The organism is Pseudomonas sp. CCI4.2, from assembly GCF_034350045.1.
Taxonomy (GTDB): Bacteria; Pseudomonadota; Gammaproteobacteria; order Pseudomonadales; family Pseudomonadaceae; genus Aquipseudomonas.
Genome location: NZ_CP133781.1, coordinates 260,506 through 280,473, shown reverse-complemented (window position 1 = coordinate 280,473; position 19,968 = coordinate 260,506). Strand labels below are relative to the sequence as shown.

Annotated in this window: 16 protein-coding genes; 10 read left to right on the top strand and 6 right to left on the bottom strand. The window is 54.5% G+C overall.

Annotation, left to right across the window (positions count from 1 at the left end):
- Positions 1-58 precede the first annotated feature (58 nt).
- From RHM65_RS01240 to RHM65_RS01230, 3 genes are read left to right on the top strand one after another with little or no spacing between them, the layout of a single operon-like run.
- Positions 59-241 carry a CPXCG motif-containing cysteine-rich protein gene (locus RHM65_RS01240; RefSeq protein ID WP_322167755.1) on the top strand — a complete coding sequence of 61 codons (183 nt, stop codon included), beginning with the start codon at positions 59-61 and terminating at the stop codon, positions 239-241.
- On the top strand, positions 241-501 hold the full coding sequence (locus RHM65_RS01235) for a DUF2007 domain-containing protein (protein WP_322170744.1): 261 nt from the start codon (positions 241-243) through the stop codon (positions 499-501). The genes RHM65_RS01240 and RHM65_RS01235 overlap by 1 nt, the downstream gene beginning before the upstream one ends.
- 42 nt (positions 502-543) lie before the next feature.
- Entirely contained in the window at positions 544-1,164 is a 621-nt protein-coding gene (locus RHM65_RS01230; protein WP_322167756.1) for an SOS response-associated peptidase, read from the top strand.
- Positions 1,165-1,235: 71 nt separating this feature from the next.
- Here the strand turns inward: RHM65_RS01230 and RHM65_RS01225 are convergent, their stop codons facing one another.
- The 3 genes from RHM65_RS01225 to RHM65_RS01215 form a co-directional block, all read right to left on the bottom strand.
- Complete coding sequence (locus RHM65_RS01225) at positions 1,236-1,820, bottom strand: TMEM165/GDT1 family protein (protein WP_322167757.1); 585 nt, start codon at positions 1,818-1,820, stop codon at positions 1,236-1,238.
- Positions 1,821-2,067: 247 nt separating this feature from the next.
- Positions 2,068-3,066 (bottom strand): class I SAM-dependent methyltransferase, encoded by a 999-nt coding sequence (locus RHM65_RS01220; RefSeq protein WP_322167758.1) that lies wholly within the window; start codon positions 3,064-3,066, stop codon positions 2,068-2,070.
- Positions 3,067-3,118: 52 nt separating this feature from the next.
- On the bottom strand, positions 3,119-4,084 hold the full coding sequence (locus RHM65_RS01215; RefSeq protein ID WP_322167759.1) for a 2-hydroxyacid dehydrogenase: 966 nt from the start codon (positions 4,082-4,084) through the stop codon (positions 3,119-3,121).
- Between the two features lie 418 nt (positions 4,085-4,502).
- On the opposite strand from RHM65_RS01215, the gene RHM65_RS01210 reads away from it, so the two are divergent.
- The 5 genes from RHM65_RS01210 to RHM65_RS01190 all read left to right on the top strand — a co-directional run bounded on the left by RHM65_RS01210 (position 4,503) and on the right by RHM65_RS01190 (position 8,504).
- Positions 4,503-5,360 carry a transporter substrate-binding domain-containing protein gene (locus RHM65_RS01210; protein ID WP_322167760.1) on the top strand — a complete coding sequence of 286 codons (858 nt, stop codon included), beginning with the start codon at positions 4,503-4,505 and terminating at the stop codon, positions 5,358-5,360.
- Between the two features lie 64 nt (positions 5,361-5,424).
- Positions 5,425-6,147 carry an ABC transporter permease gene (locus RHM65_RS01205; RefSeq protein WP_322167761.1) on the top strand — a complete coding sequence of 241 codons (723 nt, stop codon included), beginning with the start codon at positions 5,425-5,427 and terminating at the stop codon, positions 6,145-6,147.
- Positions 6,148-6,163: 16 nt separating this feature from the next.
- The gene (locus tag RHM65_RS01200) at positions 6,164-6,916 is read left to right on the top strand and encodes an ABC transporter permease (RefSeq protein WP_322167762.1); all 753 of its coding nucleotides are present in this window, start codon (positions 6,164-6,166) and stop codon (positions 6,914-6,916) included.
- A gap of 18 nt (positions 6,917-6,934) precedes the next feature.
- Positions 6,935-7,726, top strand: coding sequence for an ABC transporter ATP-binding protein (locus RHM65_RS01195; RefSeq protein WP_322167763.1), 792 nt, complete (start codon positions 6,935-6,937; stop codon positions 7,724-7,726).
- 148 nt (positions 7,727-7,874) lie between these two features.
- Entirely contained in the window at positions 7,875-8,504 is a 630-nt protein-coding gene (locus RHM65_RS01190; RefSeq protein ID WP_322184172.1) for a LysE family translocator, read from the top strand.
- 1,533 nt (positions 8,505-10,037) lie between these two features.
- Here the strand turns inward: RHM65_RS01190 and RHM65_RS01185 are convergent.
- From RHM65_RS01185 to RHM65_RS01175, 3 genes are read right to left on the bottom strand one after another with little or no spacing between them, the layout of a single operon-like run.
- Positions 10,038-10,841 carry a hypothetical protein gene (locus RHM65_RS01185; RefSeq protein ID WP_322167765.1) on the bottom strand — a complete coding sequence of 268 codons (804 nt, stop codon included), beginning with the start codon at positions 10,839-10,841 and terminating at the stop codon, positions 10,038-10,040.
- Entirely contained in the window at positions 10,838-13,417 is a 2,580-nt protein-coding gene (locus RHM65_RS01180; protein WP_322167766.1) for a glycoside hydrolase family 19 protein, read from the bottom strand. Before RHM65_RS01180 ends, RHM65_RS01185 begins: the two co-directional genes overlap by 4 nt.
- A gap of 17 nt (positions 13,418-13,434) precedes the next feature.
- Positions 13,435-15,492 (bottom strand): type VI secretion system Vgr family protein, encoded by a 2,058-nt coding sequence (locus tag RHM65_RS01175; RefSeq protein WP_322167767.1) that lies wholly within the window; start codon positions 15,490-15,492, stop codon positions 13,435-13,437.
- A 514-nt stretch (positions 15,493-16,006) separates the two neighbouring features.
- Between RHM65_RS01175 and RHM65_RS01170 the strand changes: the two genes are divergently transcribed.
- Entirely contained in the window at positions 16,007-17,689 is a 1,683-nt protein-coding gene (locus tag RHM65_RS01170) for a fatty acid--CoA ligase (RefSeq protein WP_322184169.1), read from the top strand.
- A 333-nt stretch (positions 17,690-18,022) separates the two neighbouring features.
- Complete coding sequence (locus RHM65_RS01165; RefSeq protein WP_322167768.1) at positions 18,023-19,960, top strand: DUF1302 domain-containing protein; 1,938 nt, start codon at positions 18,023-18,025, stop codon at positions 19,958-19,960.
- The last annotated feature ends 8 nt before the right edge of the window (positions 19,961-19,968 follow it).

Below are 19,968 nucleotides of genomic sequence, written 5' to 3'. Positions count from 1 at the left end.
AATGAACCCGCCTTCAAATTGAGGGCGATTATACGCATAACTCTTCTCGGAGACCGCGATGCAGGAAATACAGGCTTACGACTGCCCTTATTGTGGCGAATCGGTGGAGGCCGTACTGGATTTATCCGGCGGCGATCAGAGCTATATTGAAGATTGCCCGGTGTGCTGCCGACCGATTGTGTTCGACCTGCAAACCGATGGCGAAGAATGGAACCTGGACGTGCGCAGCGAGAATGAATGATGCAGAAAGTCTATGAGCCGGAAAACCTGATGGAAGGCGAATTGCTCCAAGGCATGCTCGCCAGTGAAGGGGTGCAGGCCCATCTGACCGGTCGCCACTTGCTTGGCGGCGTCGGTGAATTGCCCGTATTCGGTTTGTTGGGGCTGTCGGTGGACAATGATCAGGCCGATCAGGCACGGCAACTGATCGCCGCGTACAATGCCGCCATGCCGCTGTCGGGGGATGAACCTGACAATTTTCCTGACGTGCTGGTGTGCTGACACCCGTTGGGTCCCGCTTTCAAAAGAGAATGTACTGCCCTCATGTGTGGACGTTATGCGCTGTTTCGCTGGAATCCCGCGTTTGCGGCGTTGCCCGGTTTTCCTGCTGACCAAAAGGCGCAATGGAATATTTCCCCCACCGACTCGGTGTTGATGCTGCGGGGGACGGACAGCCAGCGAGAAGTCGCCCGTGCACGGTGGGGCCTGACGCCGCCGTGGCTGACGGACCTTTCTCGTACGCCGGCCCATGCCCGCGCTGAAACCCTTGCTGAACAGCCGATGTTTCGCCAGGCCTTCAGGGAGCGCCGCTGTTTGCTGCCCGCCAACGGCTTCTACGAATGGCGCGGCACCACGCGTAAGCGGCCGTTTTGGCTGACGCCGGGTGAAGGTTCGACGTTGTTTTTTGCCGGAATCTGGGAGGCGTATCCGGTTCAGGAACACACCTACCTAAGCGTCGCCGTGGTCACGCAGGCCGCCGCCAGTCAGCGTCGACCGTTGATTCTCGATGCCCAAGGGCAGGCCGCCTGGCTCAACCCGGAAACGCCGATCCAGACGCTGCAAGCGCTATTGGCCAGCCCTCAATCGGCATTGCGCGAACGCGGCTTGGCCAACTTGGTCAACGACCCCAAGCTCAATGCGCCCGAGTGTTTGACGCCGCTTTAGAGCCCCCTGCGCCGACCTACAAGGTTTTCAAGCCGGAATTGATGAATCAATCGCCGTTGTTGTTCGAGGCCTCAGACCCAGCCGCTGACCTGCATGGCCTTGAAAACGGCAAAGGCTGCCAGTATGAAAAACGCAAACGCTGCCAAGCGACGAATCAGGGTCAGGGGCAGTTTGTCGGCGGCGAAGTTGCCGGCCAATACCACTGGAACGTTGGCAATCAACATGCCCGCTGTGGTGCCCAGAATGACCAACCACAAATGAGAATACTGCGCGGCGAGCATTACCGTGGCGATCTGCGTCTTGTCGCCGATTTCAGCGATGAAGAACGCAATCAGGGTCGTGACGAAGGGGCCGAACTTGCGGGCTGAGCTGCCTTCGTCGTCGTCCATCTTGTCCGGGACCAAGGTCCACAGCGCGGTGGCGACGAAACTGGCGGCCAGAATCCAGTGCAACGTGGCATCTGAGAAGAGGCTGCCGAACCATGCGCCTACCGCACCGGCTGCTGCGTGGTTCACCAGGGTGGCAGCGACAATGCCGCCAATGATCGGCCAAGGTTTACGAAAGCGTGCAGCGAGAATCAGGGCGAGCAATTGCGTCTTGTCACCGATTTCGGCCAAGGCAACAACAGCAGTGGGGACTAGCAGGGATTCCAGCATCAGGCTTTTCCTAAGGGCGGGTAGACACGGCTATGACACGTACAGCCTCCCCGCCCTGGGTAAGGTGTTCGTGTCATAGGTCTTGTCAAACCACCGATCCGTCTGAGCGGATCTGGGTCGCACGCACCATGGTCTGCTGACCAAGTATGTTGATACGTGCCGGACGAGCATGAAGGCTCGTGGGAGACTACTCCCCTAGGACGGAGCGGATTCTGCCTACACACTTCAGATTCGGCAAGTGCTTATTTCAAGCACGTTTGGCGCGGTAGATGCGAAAACCCTGGCCTTCTGCCTTTACTGCACAGACGCCCAAATGCTCTTCGATCAACGGTTGGTAGCGTAGAAAGCTATTGGCAACCAAGCGCAGTTCGCCGCCGGTTTTCAGATGAAGGCGTGCTTTTCGCAACAAATTTTCCGTTGCCTGGTAGTCAGTGTGGACCCCGACATGGAACGGCGGATTGCTCAGGATGGTGCTCAACCCCATCGGTGCGGCGTCGATACCGTCACCGGTTAATACGTCGGCTTGCAGTCCGTTGGCCGCCAACGTCAGGCGGCTACTGGCGGTCGCGAATGCATCGACGTCCAACAGGGTAACGGTGTTATGTGGATAACGACGCTTGACCGCAGCGCCTAACACGCCCGCGCCGCAGCCGAAGTCGAGGACGTTGCCGCTGGGAAGCTTGTCCAAATGTTGCAGCAGCAGCGCAGAGCCGCGATCCAACCGACCGTGGCTAAATACACCCGGCAAGCTGACCACTTTCAGCGGGCCGTCTTCCATCTCGACCTCGTAATGCTGGGCGAGGCTTTCGAGTTCCACGGCTTTGGGCGCGTGCTCTACCGTGACCAGCCACAGCTGGCAGTGGCGAGCGCTGTCGAGTTTGCGCGGTTTACCGAAGGGGCTTAATTGCTTGGCCGCGGCTTCGATTCCGCTGCGCTTCTCACCGACCAAGTACAGCTCGCGCCCGGCCAAGCGCGACGCCAGTGCGTTCAATACGTAATCGGCCAAGTCCCGCGCTTTCGGCAAAAACACCACGGCGGCGTCGAACGCTTGCTCCGGCGCGTGAACGCCAAAGTGAGTGCGACCTTCAAAGCCTGCATCAAGGCTTGCTTGGTCGCCAGCATGCCAGCACCAACCGTGGGCGTTCGGCAACTTCCCGAGCAGATCATCGGCAGGCAAACCCGCCAGCAGCAACGAGCCCTGAAACAAATCGGCCTGACGGAGTAGTACTTCGCTGCGCGGGTCCATCTTTAGCTCCTGCAAAAGGGGCGAAGTCTAAACGTTTTCGTGGGCCAGCGTGTCAGCTGACGACACGTCGCGGCGTTCCTGCCTGGTGCGCCTGAACGTTTTCAATGAGCTGGCCGACAATCCGTTGGCGCGCCTCGCGACTGCCCCAGGCATTGTGTGGCGTCACAATTAATCGAGGAATGTTACCCGCCAATAAAGGATTGCCATCGACCGGTGGCTCAACCGTAAGCACATCAGTAGCGGCGCCGCCAAGGTGACCGTTGCGCAGCGCATCGGCGAGCGCCTGCTCATTTATCAGGCCGCCGCGCGCGGTGTTGATTACGAACGCATGGGGCTTGAGCAGTGCCAGTTGGTGGGCGCCGATCATGTTTTGAGTGTGCTCGTTGAGCGGGCAGTGCAAGGTCAATGCATCCACTTGCGGCAGTAGCTCGTTCAGCGGCACGCGGTCCGGGCGGGCAGGGCGGCCGGGAATTTGCCCGAGCAGAACGCGCATTCCAAAAGCTTCAGCCAGCTTCGCCACTGCGCCGCCCAGCTCGCCATGGCCCAACAAGCCCAAGGTTTTGCCTTCCAGTTCGACGATCGGGAAGTCCAGCAGGCAAAACTGCTTCGCTTGCTGCCAGCGACCGTGCTGCACAGCGCTCTGATAATCCGGCAGGCGTGTGGCCAGCGCGAGCAGCAACATTAAAGTGTGTTGCGCCACGGACGGCGTGCCATAACCCTGGCAATTACACACCACTACCCCGTGTTCCCGGGCCGCTGCCAAGTCGACGTTATTGGTACCGGTAGCGGTAATCAACACCAGTTTCAGGTCCGGGCACGCAGCGAATGCGTTGGCGTCGATCACGGTCTTGTTAGTAATCGCGACCTGCGCACCCTGCAAACGCTCGATGATCTGCTGCGGCGTACTGCTGCTGTGCAACTGCAAATCGCTGAAGTTTTCCCGCAGCGCACTGAAGTCGAGGTCGCCAAGGTCAAGGGAGGTGTGGTCGAGAAAAACCGCTTTGTATTGGCTGCTCATGTGCTCTGGGCTCCTGGCGAAAGTGAAAGGGTGGCAGAAACGGCGGCAGTTACCTTACCCTCAATGCCTTGTAGAGCCAACTTCGTTGGCGACGAGACCTGTCAGACAGATCGCGTCAAACTCTCGCCAGCAAGCTGACTCCTACAAATGGGTGCAATTCATCCCCATGGCACACTTTTGGTTCGGAAAGTAACGTTCGGTCCCCGATTTAGTGCGCTTCCCGAGACTCTCCCAGAACGAGCTACAGTCAAAAGCGGTCTCAAGACCTGTCAGGCCTGGGGCCTGGTTACTTTTTGAGACGGTTTTTCTCAGAGTTGGCGTTTAAATTGCTAGTACCTGTATGTACAAGCATAGGGGACCACAGGTTGTGGTGTTTTATGCACCACGTTCTCATTTGGCTTAGGCGGGAAGGATGACGATGTCGAAGAAAATCAGTTGGTTTGGATTTGTAGCTGTGAGTGCAGCGGCACTGGCGTTTATGCCGGTTGTGCATGCCAAAGACTGGACGTCGGTGAACATCGCCACCGAAGGCGCGTACGAGCCTTGGAACCTGACGCTGCCGGGCGGCAAGATTGGGGGTTTCGAGCCTGAGCTGATGGACATCCTCTGCCAGCGGATGAAACTGAAATGCAACGTGGTCGTGCAGAACTGGGATGGGATGATTGCCAGCCTGAACTCGGGCAAGTTCGACGTGCTGATGGACGCGATCGTGATCACGCCAGAGCGCCAACAAGTCATGGCCTTCTCGATTCCGTATGCGAGCACCCCGGCGAGCTTCGTCGCCTTGGACGCAAAACTGCTGCCGGGTAAAACCGGTCAGGCAGACGGCATCACATTGGGTACCGATGCTAAAAAGGTCCGCGCCAGTGTTGAAGATTTGCGGGCTGCGCTGAAGGGCAAAATCATCGGTATTGCATCGGGCACGGTCTACACCCCGTTCATTGATGAACAGTTCAAAGACGTCGCCACTATTCGTGAATACAGCAGCTCGGCAGAAGCGATTCTAGACTTGCAGGCGGGTCGAATCGATGTGGATTTCGACGACGTGACCTTCTTGAACTCACTGATGGACAAGCCGGAAAACAAAAACCTCGCCTACACCGGTCCACAGATTGCCGGCCCGATTTGGGGCGATGGCGAAGCCTTGGGTTTCCGTCAGAAAGATGCAGATTTGAAAGCCCAGTTTGATGCTGCGCTGAAAGAAGCATTGGCTGACGGCACAGTTAAAAAGCTCAGCGAAAAGTGGTTCAAGCTGGATTTGACTCCGAAATCGTGAAGCTGGCGTACCTGGCGCCTTAACGGCGCCGGGATTCAAATAAGCGACTCGCAGGAACCTGTATATGAATCTCTTGCAGATGCTGAGCTTCGGTGAGACGGGTTGGGGCATGGCGTTGCTCAAGGCCGCTGGCACCACACTGTTGTTGACGCTGGCGGCATTGTTGATCGGCGCATTGATCGGCGGTGTGATTGCCGCGGCGAAGCTATCCCGTCGACGCGTGTTTCGGGGCTTGGGGGATCTGTACTCGATTCTGTTCCGTGGCATTCCCGAGCTGTTGGTTATCTATTTGTTCTATTTCGGTGGCGCAACCGTGGTGTCTGCGGTCGGCCACTGGTTTGGGGCTGACGGTTACATCGATGTCCCACCGTTTCTGGTGGGCGCCATTGCAGTAGGACTGATCTCCGCGTCGTATCAGGCGGAAGTCTATCGCGGCGCCTTCATTGCGGTGCCCAAGGGTGAGCTGGAAGCCGCGTTGGCCATTGGCATGACCAAAGCCATGCGCATCAGGCGGGTATTGATCCCGCAAATCATGCGTTACGCGCTGCCGGGTCTGGGCAACGTGATGCAAATGAGCCTGAAGGATTCGGCGCTGATTTCGGTGATCGGTTTAGTTGAGTTGATGCGCGCCAGCCAAGTCGCGGCCGGTTCGACCCGGCAATATTTTACGTTCTACATCGTTGGCGGCGCGTTGTACCTGGTCCTCACCGGGCTCTCGGGTCGCATTTTCAATATCGCTGAAGCTCGCGTGCGCCGTACCCAGCGCCGCAGCCCTACACAGTCTTGAGGCAGGAGAATATCCCATGATCGATTTCGCCTTTCTCGCCGACACCATGCTCAAATTGCTGGCCGCTCTGCCCACCACCCTGACGTTATTTTTCTGCTCGCTGGTGCTGGGCCTGACCCTTTCCCTAGGCATCGTCGCCATGCGTGTAAGCCGCTGGGCCATCCTTAGCTACCCGGCGCGTTTCTACATCATGATCTTTCGCGGTACGCCGCTGCTGATCCAGATGTTCCTGATCTATTACGGCCTCGGTCAATTTCCGGCGGTTCGCGACAGTTTCATGTGGGTGGTGCTGAAATCTCCCTACGGGTGCGCGGTACTTTCCCTCGCCATGTGTACGGCCGGCTACACCGCTGAAATCATCCGGGGCGGTCTGCTCAGCGTGCCCCATGGGCAGATCGAAGCGGGGCAGGCCATTGGCATGTCGCCGTGGGCCTTGTTGTATCGGATTATTGCGCCGGTGACGTTGCGTCAGGCGCTGCCGGCGTATTCAACGGAAGCAATTCTGCTGGTCAAGTCCACCGCGCTGGCCAGTCTGGTCACGGTGTGGGACGTCACCGGCGTCGCTCAGCAAATCATCCAACGCACCTACCGGACCATGGAAGTGTTCCTCTGCGCCGCGTTGATTTATCTGGTCCTGAACTTTCTGGTGGTGCGTGCGGTGGCCTGGATCGAGCACCGTCTTTCGCCTCATCTTCGTGAACGACCTGCCGGGGCTTCGCCGAAAACGCCTAAATCAAAGACGGCCGTTACATCACCCACTCATCCCTAATTCGCTGCGGAGCTGGTCATGACGTCTCAATCAAACACCGCCCTGTCGGTGAGCAACATTCAAAAATCCTACGGCTCAGCCCACGTGCTCAAGGGCATTTCCCTGGACGCGCACAAAGGCGATGTGATCTCGATTCTCGGTGCCAGCGGCTCGGGCAAAAGCACCTTTTTGCGCTGCATCAATTTGCTGGAAACCCCAGACGAAGGCTCTATCAGCCTGGACGGCGAGGCGATTGAAATGGCCCGTCACCGCGATGGCCGCCTGCTGCCCAGTAACGCCCGCCAGGTTGAACGGATGCGCAGCCGCTTAGGCATGGTGTTTCAGAACTTCAACCTGTGGTCGCACATGACCGTGCTGCAAAACGTCATCGAAGGCCCGATGCGTGTGCTCAAACGCCCGCGTGCCGAGTGCATCGAAGACGCTGAACAGTTGCTGCACAAGGTCGGCCTGTATGAGCACCGCGATTACTACCCCGCGCATTTGTCCGGCGGCCAGCAACAGCGCGTGGCCATCGCCCGGGCCTTGGCGATGAACCCGCAAGTCATGCTGTTCGACGAACCCACCTCAGCCCTCGATCCCGAACTGGTGGGCGAAGTGCTGCGGGTCATGCGCTCATTGGCCGAAGAAGGCCGGACGATGTTGGTGGTGACTCACGAAATGGGCTTTGCACGCCATGTGTCGAACCGGGTCATTTATATGCACGGCGGGTTGGTTGACGCACAAGGCACCCCGGCTGAGCTGTTTGAAGGCCTGCCGACTGAGCGTTTCCGTCAGTTCGTTTCCAGCCATAACCAACGCAACACCGACTGATTGTGCGGGCAGGGCGCGGGTTTGATTGCCCGCACCTGCTTCGCTCCATTGCTGCGCAACTGTACCTATGGCACCGAGCAGTGAAGGCGTACTGTGGCGAACGCTTTACTGTTTGCTCACAAAATTTACGCTCGATGCGGAGGCTCCCATGTACTGGACGGAATTTTTAACCGTTGCCCTGATTCACCTGCTCGCCGTCGCCAGCCCCGGCCCGGATTTCGCCGTCGTGGTCCGCGAAAGCGTCACCCACGGCCGCAAAGCCGGCACCTGGACCGCCATGGGCGTCGGCACCGCGATTTTCCTGCACGTGGGTTATTCGCTATTGGGCATCGGCCTGATCGTTTCGCAATCCATCGTCTTGTTCAACGCCCTCAAATGGGCCGCCGCCGCGTACTTGCTGTACATCGGCATCAAAGCCCTGCGCGCCAAACCCGCCAGCGCCACCGACGCCCCGATCAAACTGCCCGTGGGCGAAGGCACCGCCCGCGGTGCCTTCACCAGCGGATTCGTCACCAACGGCCTCAACCCCAAAGCCACATTGTTTTTCCTCTCGTTGTTCACCGTCGTCATCAACCCGCACACACCGCTGCTGGTGCAAGCGGGCTACGGCCTCTACCTCGCCCTCGCCACCGGGGTGTGGTTTTGCTTGGTAGCGCGGTTGTTCAGCCAGGAACGCGTGCGCGCAGGGTTTGCACGGATGGGTCATTGGTTCGACCGGACTATGGGTGTGGTCTTGGTCGCGTTGGGGGTTAAGTTGGCGTTTACTTCGGTGCATTGAGGGGGGACGGGTCCATTCACAGGCAAGTCGGACTAGGGCCAGGCCGCATGTAGGAGCGCGCTTGCCCGCGATCGGCTGCGCAGCAGTCGTAAAATCCCGGCTGTTGTTTCGTTGGGAAAATAGACCGTCTCTCTCATGCTGAGTAACATTATTCTTCGAATTTTTAAACGTAATGTTCGAATCGGCGCTCCGTCAGCGCCGTTTATTATGCGTATGCATTAAAATAACTCTTACCGTTTTCAAATAAGTGGCGGTGCAGTGTATGAAACCGATTTCCACTCAATCCTTTCCTATAGTAGTTATTCGCAGGCGTAGTTCGCAACCACGTCCGCTATCATTTTTTGTTGACTTCCAATTGTCGCGCGTCCTGTAATTTAAGATATGCTTTGATGCTACTTGCGTCCTTAAGACTACAGGAAATTCGTTTGTTGTTTTCTAAATCCATACCGTCAAAGCAGTTTTGCAGTTTTTCATCTTGGTGGTCTCCTGGAAAGAAGGCAAGCCCCAAGTGCCCGTTTTCTTTTATTAAAGGAAACTCAGTTACGGAATAATAGAACCCTTCATATGATCTGCCAGATCTCACATCTTTAGATATGATGAAAAGTGATTCCCCCCTATTCCGGATGCCTTCCAAGTATAGAAAAAGACTGAAATGATTTCATCGGCTTCTAATTTCCATACATGCCGAAGCTGATTGGATAAAGGGAAGTAATAATAGATGTCCCCCTGAGCAACATTGTGTGAAGTGATTAAATTTTTAAATTTGTTAAAATAAGAAAACCACTATCTTGTCGTCGCCGCGTGAAGCTATTACAGGCGGGTGCAGTTCGCCTGTATAATGATGCTCCTCAGAGTTCGATCCTAGAACTATGGGGGTAATGGAAAAACTCAGTAATAAAGTTAAGATGAGCTTAAAATTTTTCAAAGATGTTATTCTCGCCGTAGATCCTGACAAGTTTGCTTTCCGCAAGGCGCAGCTACTCGTAAATTCGTTGATTGCTTTGGTGATAGCGTCTACCTGCTCAGCGGCTGATCCAGGACGGGGTAGGCTAAATGGTTTTTGGTTGATGAGAAATTTCATCTGTAATGATCTAACATTAGCACCCATGTAAATCATCACACTTCAACCACCCGCTAATGTTTAATTCTTAAGATTTCACCAACACCCAGCCTGCCTCTAAGAAATCCTTCCGAGGTCAAAACGACTTCGCAATCTTTAGCAACTTAAATTTACTCAGTTGATGCGTAATAGGTCAGAAATAAGAACAAATTCCATACCCCCCAAAACAACCGTTAAGGAAGATTCCATATTATTGGTAGTTTGCTTTAAGTAAAAACACTATTCACCATTTTAAATATATGGAGCTATTAGCAAATTAAATTACGATCCAATCGGCAACTGAAATAAGGATCCTCGCCGGGGCTACATAAAGTTCGTCGTCAGCATGCACCGGCAACAAGAATAATAACCAGAATGAACTCAGCAATATATTTGAGCTTGTCTTCTACATTCGACCTTCTCGGAATCCAAAATTAATTAATAATTTCCAAGTCGCTCTCTTTTATCCAGCGTGATATTGAACGGCCATTGATGTTTTCATACCGTACATAGAACCACGATTCAGCCTTCTCTGAAAAATAACCACTAAGAAATATCTCGTCACCAATTATTAAGTATGCTTTAGTGCGATGTTTGCTGCTAGGAGAAGAGTAAAGGCTAGCCCTTTCGGATAATACTTTAGCCTTTTTTAATAAGCGTTCCTGAAAGTTATCATCACTGGTAACTAACATTTCCTGCTTTCCTTTTGCCGTATACAGTGTACGATTGATGTAGTCGCAATCTAAGCATTCGTCTCTTATATAGATATGGAAGACCCCATCTTTGATGCGATAAATATCTTCAAACCATTTGGCACCTGTGCGATAAGTACTTATAAGATACTCATGTTCTAGTCGATAGTTGCATAAAGAGTCAATGTTTATTGCTGACAGTGTTCGGGCATGACGATCAACGCTATAGGCGACAGAGCATAAATTCACGTCTCCAGTACGCGTCAATATAATATCTAAGTGACCATCAAGATTGATATCAACCAAAGATAGGGAGCTGTCATTCCATTCATCCAAAAAAACGTTGGATAATTTCAACGGTTCACACGTTATAATATCGCAGGATAATATCCTGACATTTGGATAGTCAACGATCAAGTTAGAGACCATCGGTGTATTTCCCGCAATCGCAAATCGACTGATGAAAAGAGTGAATACGATACTTAGTCGCAGCACTGCGCCCCCATTTGCTCTCAAAGCTTGAATGATCCCTGCTACAGTATTCACTCTAAGCTCCATTCTTGTTTTATCAACTTAAATATTTTTTCCCTTTCTTGCAATCCATTGCGCCCACCATTCACTGCAAGAGTCACTAATTCAACGTTGCTGTTTTCGTTATCAATTAAAATATTGATATCTCCGCGAGAATTATGCTTGGAGTATATCGCACCACTGTATCTCCAATACCAACAAGATACGTCTATTGCGTTAAACATATCTGCTCCAATTTCGTCTGGATTGGCGACAAAGTCTACACCTCTAAAATCGGAATATCTTTGATAATTATTTTTCCATGTTAGTTGGATTAATCCCCTCCCTCTATATCGTGGACCATCCCCGATCACGGAGTTACCATTTTTTTCAGCTGCGGTATGACGGCCAGGATTGTATCCTTCACCTGATGCGAACTCTATTGTTGTTTCAAAGTGTGCAGATTCATGAAAGCACTGCGCAATAAAATGGGCTCGTTGATAGCCGCTATTGATACCATATTTGCTGAGCGCCTTATTTAATAGTTCGACAAATTTATATTTGTCAAAATTAAATAGGTTAGGGTAGTTTGCTTTAAATATTTCCCTAAAGGTTTTGTCTCCGCCAACACCAGTAAACCAATCCCCCGTCTTCCCTAACACTGTTTCTAAAAAATCGACAGTAAACTCGTATCGACGCATCGGTGAGATAGCCCCAACAAACTCTACCGGATGAAAATACGAAACCCACCCATCCACCGGCAGCCCAACCTTCTCCGCCACTTCATCCCAAAACACCAAGTTATTAATCCGCTCACTCTCATGCCGCAGCCACTCAGGGTCGTGACTCAGACGGTCCCGAAACGCTTGCCAGTTGGCAGCGTCGGCGGTGGTTTGCCATTCGGTGTGGTGGTGGGTGATGAGTTTTGACCAGCGATTTCTGAACGCGGGGTTTCTCAGTGTCAGCCGCAGTTCTTCGGCGCTGACATCTCCGTCGTGATTGACATCGGCCAACGCGTGCAGGTGTCTATAGAAATTACATACCTTCCCTGAAATCAGCGGGCTACAAGTATTGGCACCTTGCTCGACGACCTTGAAGCCAAGCGCCTTAAGGTTGTATTGGCTGACGATCTGGGCCTTGGTCGTGCCGTCCTGTACACCCTGTTTACTGATCAATGCTTCAAAGTTACGGATCGGCGCCTTGGGGGTGGCGACCTTTTCCTGAACGTTGATCTTGTAGGCGGGAGCACCGTTTTTGTCGTTTACGACCGGCAGCTTGTTCAGGTCAAACACATGGTCTTGAAACAGAAATCTCCGGAGTTCGCTTTCGGTGTCCTGAGCCACGATGTCCGCTTGCAACTTGGGTACGTGAAGGTATTGCTTGCCCTGTTTAAGGCCCGCTTCGTTGCTGAGAAAAGCGTCGAGGTTCGGGTCGCAGGTGAAAACTTCCACGTGCACTTGGTGTTTGGATGTCTTGCCGGTTTTGGCGGGTGTTTCATACATCCCCAGGTAACCCACCGGGGCGCCAGCTTTGATCGGGATCGGTTTTTCGGGAACGATAACGCTGTCCAGACCGACCGGCTCAGTGCGCGGAAACTCCAGCTCAATGTCATCCACGTAGGCCCAAAACGCTTGAATGAGAGGCTCGCCTCTGATGGTGGTCGGGGCAATGGTGCAGCGCGCCATGGGCCGTCGGGTGCCATCCGGTGCGTTGACCAACACGGTGTGTGCGTTATCAAAACGAAAGGTATAGCCCGAGGGTAACTGTTCCCGCACGCCGTAGCGGGCGCCCGGTTCGTTATTCTCTGGGGCGCGATGCATGTCCAACCCGTGGAACTGCCGCACGCGGGCTTCAACCATGCCTTGCCAATACACAGGTCGGGCTCGCGCAGGTGGCAGCACCTTGGCCAACAGCAACCGACAGTTATCTGGGGTGATGGGTTGCCCGTGTTGGTGGCTGGCGAACCAGAGTTCTGCACCGGGTTTGAATGGACCGTCGGGTGGTGCCCAGACAAGGCGGCCTTTGGCAAAGCGATAGCCTTCGGCGCCTTCTCGCTCTTCAAGAATGTCGAACACGCTGCCAGCGAGGATCACCCCGATCTTTTTACTGCCGGGTTCACCCAAGGGCACATTGCGGGCTGCGCGGTCGCCGAAACCGACTTGCACGCGGTTGGCGTAGGTCGGGTCATCATTCGGATAGCGCTCAAAGGGCAGCAGGTGCATGTACAGGCTGTAAAAGGTCAGGCTGTTTTGCTTGCCGTGGTCGGGACCTTCTTCGGGATTGGGCGGTGACTGATAAGTGTGGCGGACCAAGCAAAACGAGGTGGAGTATTTCAGTTGCAGGCAACTTGCGTCCTGTTCGAACTGGGAATCGAGGTAGTCGGCATTCAAGCGGTAAGCGACCACTTCACCGTCGGCGATGCAGCGCACCGGTTCGTTGTGGACGCAGTGCGGGGCGCTTTCATTGCTGATATGAATACCGCCGTGCCAGAAGCCGCTTTTGCTCAATAAGTAGAACCCCGACGTTTCTTTCTCCAACAGTTGATGCAGTTGCTCGGCGTCAGCAAAGGGTTTGCCATCCGCCTTGCGGATCGGGAATTGAAAGGTTTGCATAGTGAGATTCCGGTAGGTCAATCGGAGAACAGGTTGTCGAGATCGCAGGCTTTTGGGGTGGCGGACGCCGATGCGCGGGAGCTGGCTGTTAGAGGTGTCGCACGCGTTGTCAGATCCTGGCGTGAAACGTCAAAATGTCCTGCGACCAGAGGATTTACCGCGCCTGGCGACAGAGGATTCACGGGGGACCCTGGTATCGGCACACCGCCGGGAAGAATGGCGGTACTGGTAAAAATTCCTGCTGAATTCATGAGGAGATGATGACCTCCGGCCTTCATCGAAAAGCTTTCGCCTGCATCGAATACCAGGTTTTGGCCGCCCGTGAAGTGAACCTCGACTCCGGCTTCGACCACCAGCACTTGGCCTACGCGGGTGTGGCTGTTGTTGGCTACGTTCAGGTTGTCGCCCGCCGCGAGGTTCACTTTGCGATCCTGTGTGACCGTGCGATGTTCGTCGCCCTTGATCACCGTTGTGCTCTTGCCTTTAATTGTTTCTAGGCGTTCATTGCCGACTTCGATTCGCAAATCGTTCTGAACCAACTGCTCCATGTCGCGCTGGGCGTGGAGGTAGATCAGTTCATCGCCGCTTTTGTCATCCAGGTGGAGTTCATTACCAGCGGTTCCATCGGGAGAGCTGCGGCTACGGAAAACGCTTTTGGTTTTGTTGGCCGGCAATTCATACGGTGTGGGATTGACGTTGTTTGGAACGCACCCGATGACAATCGGGTCATCCGGATTACCGTTCATGAAGTCGACCACGACCTCCATGCCCACCCGAGGGAGGACAACGATGCCGAATCCGTCGCCACTAAAACTACCGCGTACCCTTACCCAGCGACTGGTTGGAGGGGGGGTGTCACTGTCATTACGTTCCCAATGGAAGCGGATTTTTATCCGGCCATACTGATCACAATGAGTTTCGTCATTTTCGGGGCCAACTACCACCGCTGTCTGCGCACCCAGTACTGTCGGTTTTGGATGTTTGAGGGCTGGTCGAAATTGGACTTTTTCAGGAATAGCCGTGAAGGTATTGCGATAGCCCTGAGCGATACGGCCGGGTTCTAGACGGCTATCAGCTTCAGCGTACTCTTCAAGGATGTGAGGGGCTCGTCCACTGTGGTGTACCGAGCGGAGCACCCAGGTTGCGTTCCAATCAGGGTCGGAATGTGCCTCCATCCGGAAGGGCATAGCGCTGCGTAATAGCGGTTGATCACTCTGACCTTCAGCAAGTTTGAAATCCGCCCGATGCCGCTCTAGCGCCCGGTTTACTCGCACGGAGCCGTCTGGAAGCTTAAAAAATTGGCCAGGATAGATATTGTCTTCCAGGTTCGAAAATACTTCCGAATCCTTGACTGACTCCAACAAGAAGTGCGCTTTTTCGAAATCGTAATCGCGATGAACTACACGGCTGGTGCGTGTTTCAACGCGTACGCTGAAATCCTGAATCACAGGATGTGCTGCGGCCATTCCATTTATAGGGATGAACGGAACCATCAATGGCGACGTGTGCTTACGGTAAAACTCGGTTTCCTGGTCGGCAAAAATCAGCTGATGACCGTCCGGCGAGTGTTCGAAGTAGTAGAAGTAGCCTTCCTCTTCGCACAAGCGGCTTAGAAAGTGGAGGTCGGTTTCCTGGTACTGGACGCAACACTCACGAGGGATTGGTTTTTCAGGACCAATGTTGAATTGCACGTGCAGCCCTTTCAGCAGCCAGTGGCCTTTGAGCACGTCGCGGATCGTTTCTTCGACCGTGAGCCCCTGGTAAATCCGACTATTTTTTGCGTGTTGCAGGTAGCGAAGAAACGGAACGATGACTATCTGATAGTGACTTAGCCGCCTACCAGTCTTCACGTGAGCGATCGAGTAGATGTGACCGTGCAACCCCTGATCACCGAACGATAGATAAGCTTGTTTATGAAGCAGACTTGCCAACTCCCGAGGCGGTCTTTCGGTCACAACGTCGACGACGATCTCATACGGGGCGCTGATTGCTTCCTCAGCCTCGAAGGCTAAAACGAGCAAGTCGCGCTGTTCATTTCCTTGAACACTGAGGCTGAATTTCGGGGCATTGGACATTGACGGGGCTTCTGAGAGGAAGGACCCGGGAAGTGTCCGGTAGCAAAAAATAGATATATATACGTCTTTGCTGACATAGGTCGTAGGGGGATTCCGGCACGAGCGTGGGTAATTTCCTAAGGATAATAACTACAGCAAAGCGGCCCCAAACTTAGGCGCTTAAGCCCGTAAACACCTAGCTGCGGAACACTCTGGAGCGCGCTTGCCCGCGATCGGCTGCGCAGCAGTCGTAAAACCTACGACTCAGTTTTTTTAGTTGAAAACGAGTCTGCCCAGTGGGACCGCTTCGCGCTCCCACAGTTTGAATATCGACGGTATGGCCGACACACCGCTTCGCCAACACGTTGGCTCTACAGAAGGTTGTGTTGCGCCAACATCCGGCATTCGAAGTGGCCACAGGCCGCTATCCACATCAACCCCTCAAATCATCCCTTCGGCTGATTTAGCTGGCGAGCAACGTCTCTACAGTGCATATTTTTCAGCCACGCCTGTGCACTTATAAAAAGGAACTCGTATGTTGCAGACTCGCGTCATTGCGCCAGCTGATGGTGCCTATCAATACCCGTTGCTGATCAAGCGGTTGTTGATGTCAGGTAGCCGCTACGAAAAAACTCGCGAGATTGTTTACCGCGATACGTTGCGCTACAGCTACCCAACTCTTAACGAACGTATTGCGCGTCTGGCCAATGTTTTAACGAGCGCCGGGGTGAAGGCGGGCGACACGGTGGCGGTGATGGATTGGGACAGTCACCGGTATCTGGAGTGCATGTTTGCTATTCCGATGATTGGGGCGGTGATTCACACGATTAACGTGCGGCTGTCGCCGGAACAAATCCTCTACACCATGAACCATGCGGTGGATAAGTTCGTGCTGGTCAACAGCGAGTTCGTAGGGCTCTACAACGCGCTGGCGCCACAGCTGACCTGTGTCGAAAAAACGCTGTTGCTGACCGATGCTCCCGAGAAAACCGCTGACTTGCCCAACCTGATCGGTGAGTACGAAGCGTTGTTGGCGACGGCCAGTACCCACTACGAATTCGAGGATTTTGACGAGAACTCTGTCGCGACCACCTTCTACACCACCGGTACGACCGGTAACCCCAAAGGCGTGTATTTCTCGCACCGGCAACTGGTGCTGCACACCCTGGGGGTGGCGACGATCATGGGCTGCATCGACAGTGTGCGCTTGCTTGGCACCAACGATGTCTACATGCCCATCACCCCGATGTTCCATGTGCATGCGTGGGGCGTTCCGTATGCAGCGACGATGCTCGGGCTCAAGCAGGTTTATCCGGGTCGTTACGATCCCGAGTTATTGGTGGCGTTGTGGCGCAAGGAAAAGGTGACGTTCTCCCACTGTGTGCCGACCATTTTGCAGATGGTCCTCAACGCCAAGTCGGCGCAGGACGCTGATTTCACCGGCTGGAAAATCATCATCGGTGGCAGTGCGCTCAATCGCACCACCTATGAAGCGGCCAAGGCCAAAGGCATTCAACTAACGGCGGCTTACGGCATGTCCGAGACTTGCCCGTTGGTGTCCGTGGCGCATTTGAATGAAGAAATGCTCGCGGGCAGCGACGACGAGCGCACGACCTACCGAATAAAAGCCGGCGTGCCGGGGGTGTTGGTCGACGCGGCCATCATCGACGAGGCGGGTAATTTTCTACCTGCTGATGGCGAGACCCAGGGCGAGTTGGTCCTGCGTGCGCCATGGCTGACGGAAGGCTATTACCGTGAACCGGAAAAAGGCGCGCAGCTGTGGGCCGGAGGCTGGTTACACACTGGCGACGTCGCCACACTGGACAGCATGGGCGTGATCGATATCCGTGACCGGATCAAAGACGTGATCAAGACCGGTGGGGAATGGGTGTCGTCATTGGCCCTTGAAGACTTGGTCAGTCGTCACCCGGCGATACGCGAAGTCGCGGTGGTGGGGATTGCCGATCCGCAGTGGGGCGAGCGGCCGTTTGCGTTGTTGGTCATTCGCGATGGGCACAGCATTTGCGCCAGGGAGTTGAAGGATCACTTGAAACCCTTCGTCGAATTGGGGCACATCAACAAGTGGGCAATCCCCAGTCAAATAGCCCTTGTTACTGAAATTCCCAAGACCAGCGTGGGCAAGCTCGACAAGAAGCGCATCCGTCTCGATATTATCGAGTGGCAAAAGACCAACAGTACCTTCCTCTCGACACTCTAAGTGTCCATTTGCCGTGCTCTCTGAGCACGGCAAGCCTCCAGGCACGCGTTCGGCGTGCCAATTCTGGTCGTTACGCTTTTGTGTCCGTGCGAAATTCGACTGATGGGTCGAAATAGCTGTGCCAGAGGCGTGGACGCTACAAATCACACTTTAGAGGGATCAAGTGGTTTCTCCTGCTGGATATAGTCATGACAGCGGTCATCAAGAGCGGATTTGAAAATGCGCATTCGTATTACAGCCTTAGGGCTGCCCGATGCGCGTTAACACTCGAGCGCCATCGAGTGGTTCTTGAATGAGCCTCTGCCATAACAAAAAACACATGGAGTAGCGTCGATGACATCAGCAAACCAGTTCTGGCGCCGGGCTAAGTTGCCTCTGGCTGTCGGACTTGCCTCTACACTCGCCGGTCCCGCCTTCGGCGTTAGTTTCAACGTCGGTGACATCGAAGGTCAGTTCGACTCGTCGCTGTCCATAGGCGCCAGTTGGTCGACCCAAAATCCCGACCGACACCTCATTGGTTCCAACAACGGCGGCACGGGCTTATCACAGACTTCCGATGACGGTCACCTGAACTTTAAAGCGGGTGACACATTCTCGAAGATCTTCAAGGGCATCCATGACCTGGAGTTGAAGTACGGCGACACGGGTGTGTTTTTACGAGGCAAATACTGGTACGACTTCAAGCTTCAAGACGACGACTTGCACTTCAAGAACATCGACAACGACCACCGTTACGAAGCGGCAAAATCGTCGGGTGCAGAGTTGCTCGACGCCTTCGTCTACCACAACTATGCCATTGGCAATGAGCCTGGGACCGTACGGTTGGGTAAGCAGGTGGTCAGTTGGGGTGAAAGCACCTTTATTGGCGGCGGCATCAACTCGATTAACCCCATTGATGTCTCGGCATTTCGTCGACCTGGCGCGGAAATCAAGGAAGGCTTGATTCCGGTCAACATGTTTTACCTGTCGCAAAGCATTACCGAGAACCTGTCGGCTGAAGGCTTTTATCAGATCGGCTGGGACAACACGGTGGTCGACAACTGCGGCACGTTTTTCTCGCAACCGGACGTGATCGCCAAGGGGTGTGACAGCAACCTCGCGGTGCTCAGCACGCAAAACAACCTGAACCGCGCGTTTACCAATGCGGGCTTGCCCGCTCCGTTGCGTGGCGCAATCCAAAACTCGCTGGCGCAACAGGGGGTTAAATTCGGTAACCCGGACGAGGGCGCTGTTGTTGCTCGTGGTGCCGACCGGACGCCTTCAGACAGTGGTCAATTTGGTCTGGCCACGCACTATAACTACGAGCCGCTGGACACTGAGTTCGGCGCGTACTTCATGAACTACCATAGCCGTCTGCCGATTTTCAGCGGCAAAGGCGCTCCGGCCAGTGTCTACAGCCCGGCCAACTTGGTCGGCTCGTTGGTGCGCAACGGTGTTCCGGTGCAGGTCGCTGCCGGTTTGGCGCCGACATTGCTGCCTGTGGTCGTGGCCGCGAACTCCAGCTACTACGTTGAGTACCCGGAAGATATCCGCCTATACGGGTTGAGTTTCTCCACTACCTTGCCTACCGGCACTGCGTGGGCAGGCGAAGTCAGCTACCGTCCTAATGCTCCGGTGCAAATCAACACTACCGACATTTTGTATTCCGGCCTGTCGCCGTTGAACCCGAACGTTTCCCCTCTGCAAGGTACGCCGGGTGCCGACCAGCCTGGCTATCGCCGTAAGGAAATCACCCAACTGCAGACCACCTTCACTCAATTCTTCGATCAGGTGATGGGCGCCGAACGACTGACCGTCGTCGGCGAAATAGGTTGGACGCACATGGGCGGTTTGGACAGCCCGGATAAAGTTCGTTATGGCCGTGACCCGAGTTACGGTCCGGGGCCGTTACCCAATGGCCAATGTGTTGCGCTTAACACCAGCACGTTGGCTGGCGCTTCGCAAAACAATGTATCGAAATACTGCGAAAACGACGGCTACACGACTTCTGACTCCTGGGGTTATCGCGCTCGCGCCATTTGGGATTACAACAGCGTATTCGCCGGCATCAACCTTAAACCAAGCGTGGCCTGGTCCCATGACGTGAAAGGTTACTCGCCCGGCCCTGGCGGTAACTTCGAAGAAGGACGTAAAGCCATCAGCCTGGCTGTGGACGCTGAATACCAAAACACCTACACCGCCAACCTGTCTTACACCAACTTCTTTGGCGGTGATTACAGCACCGTGGATGACCGGGATTTCGTGGCACTCAGTTTCGGCGTGAACTTCTAAGAAGACGG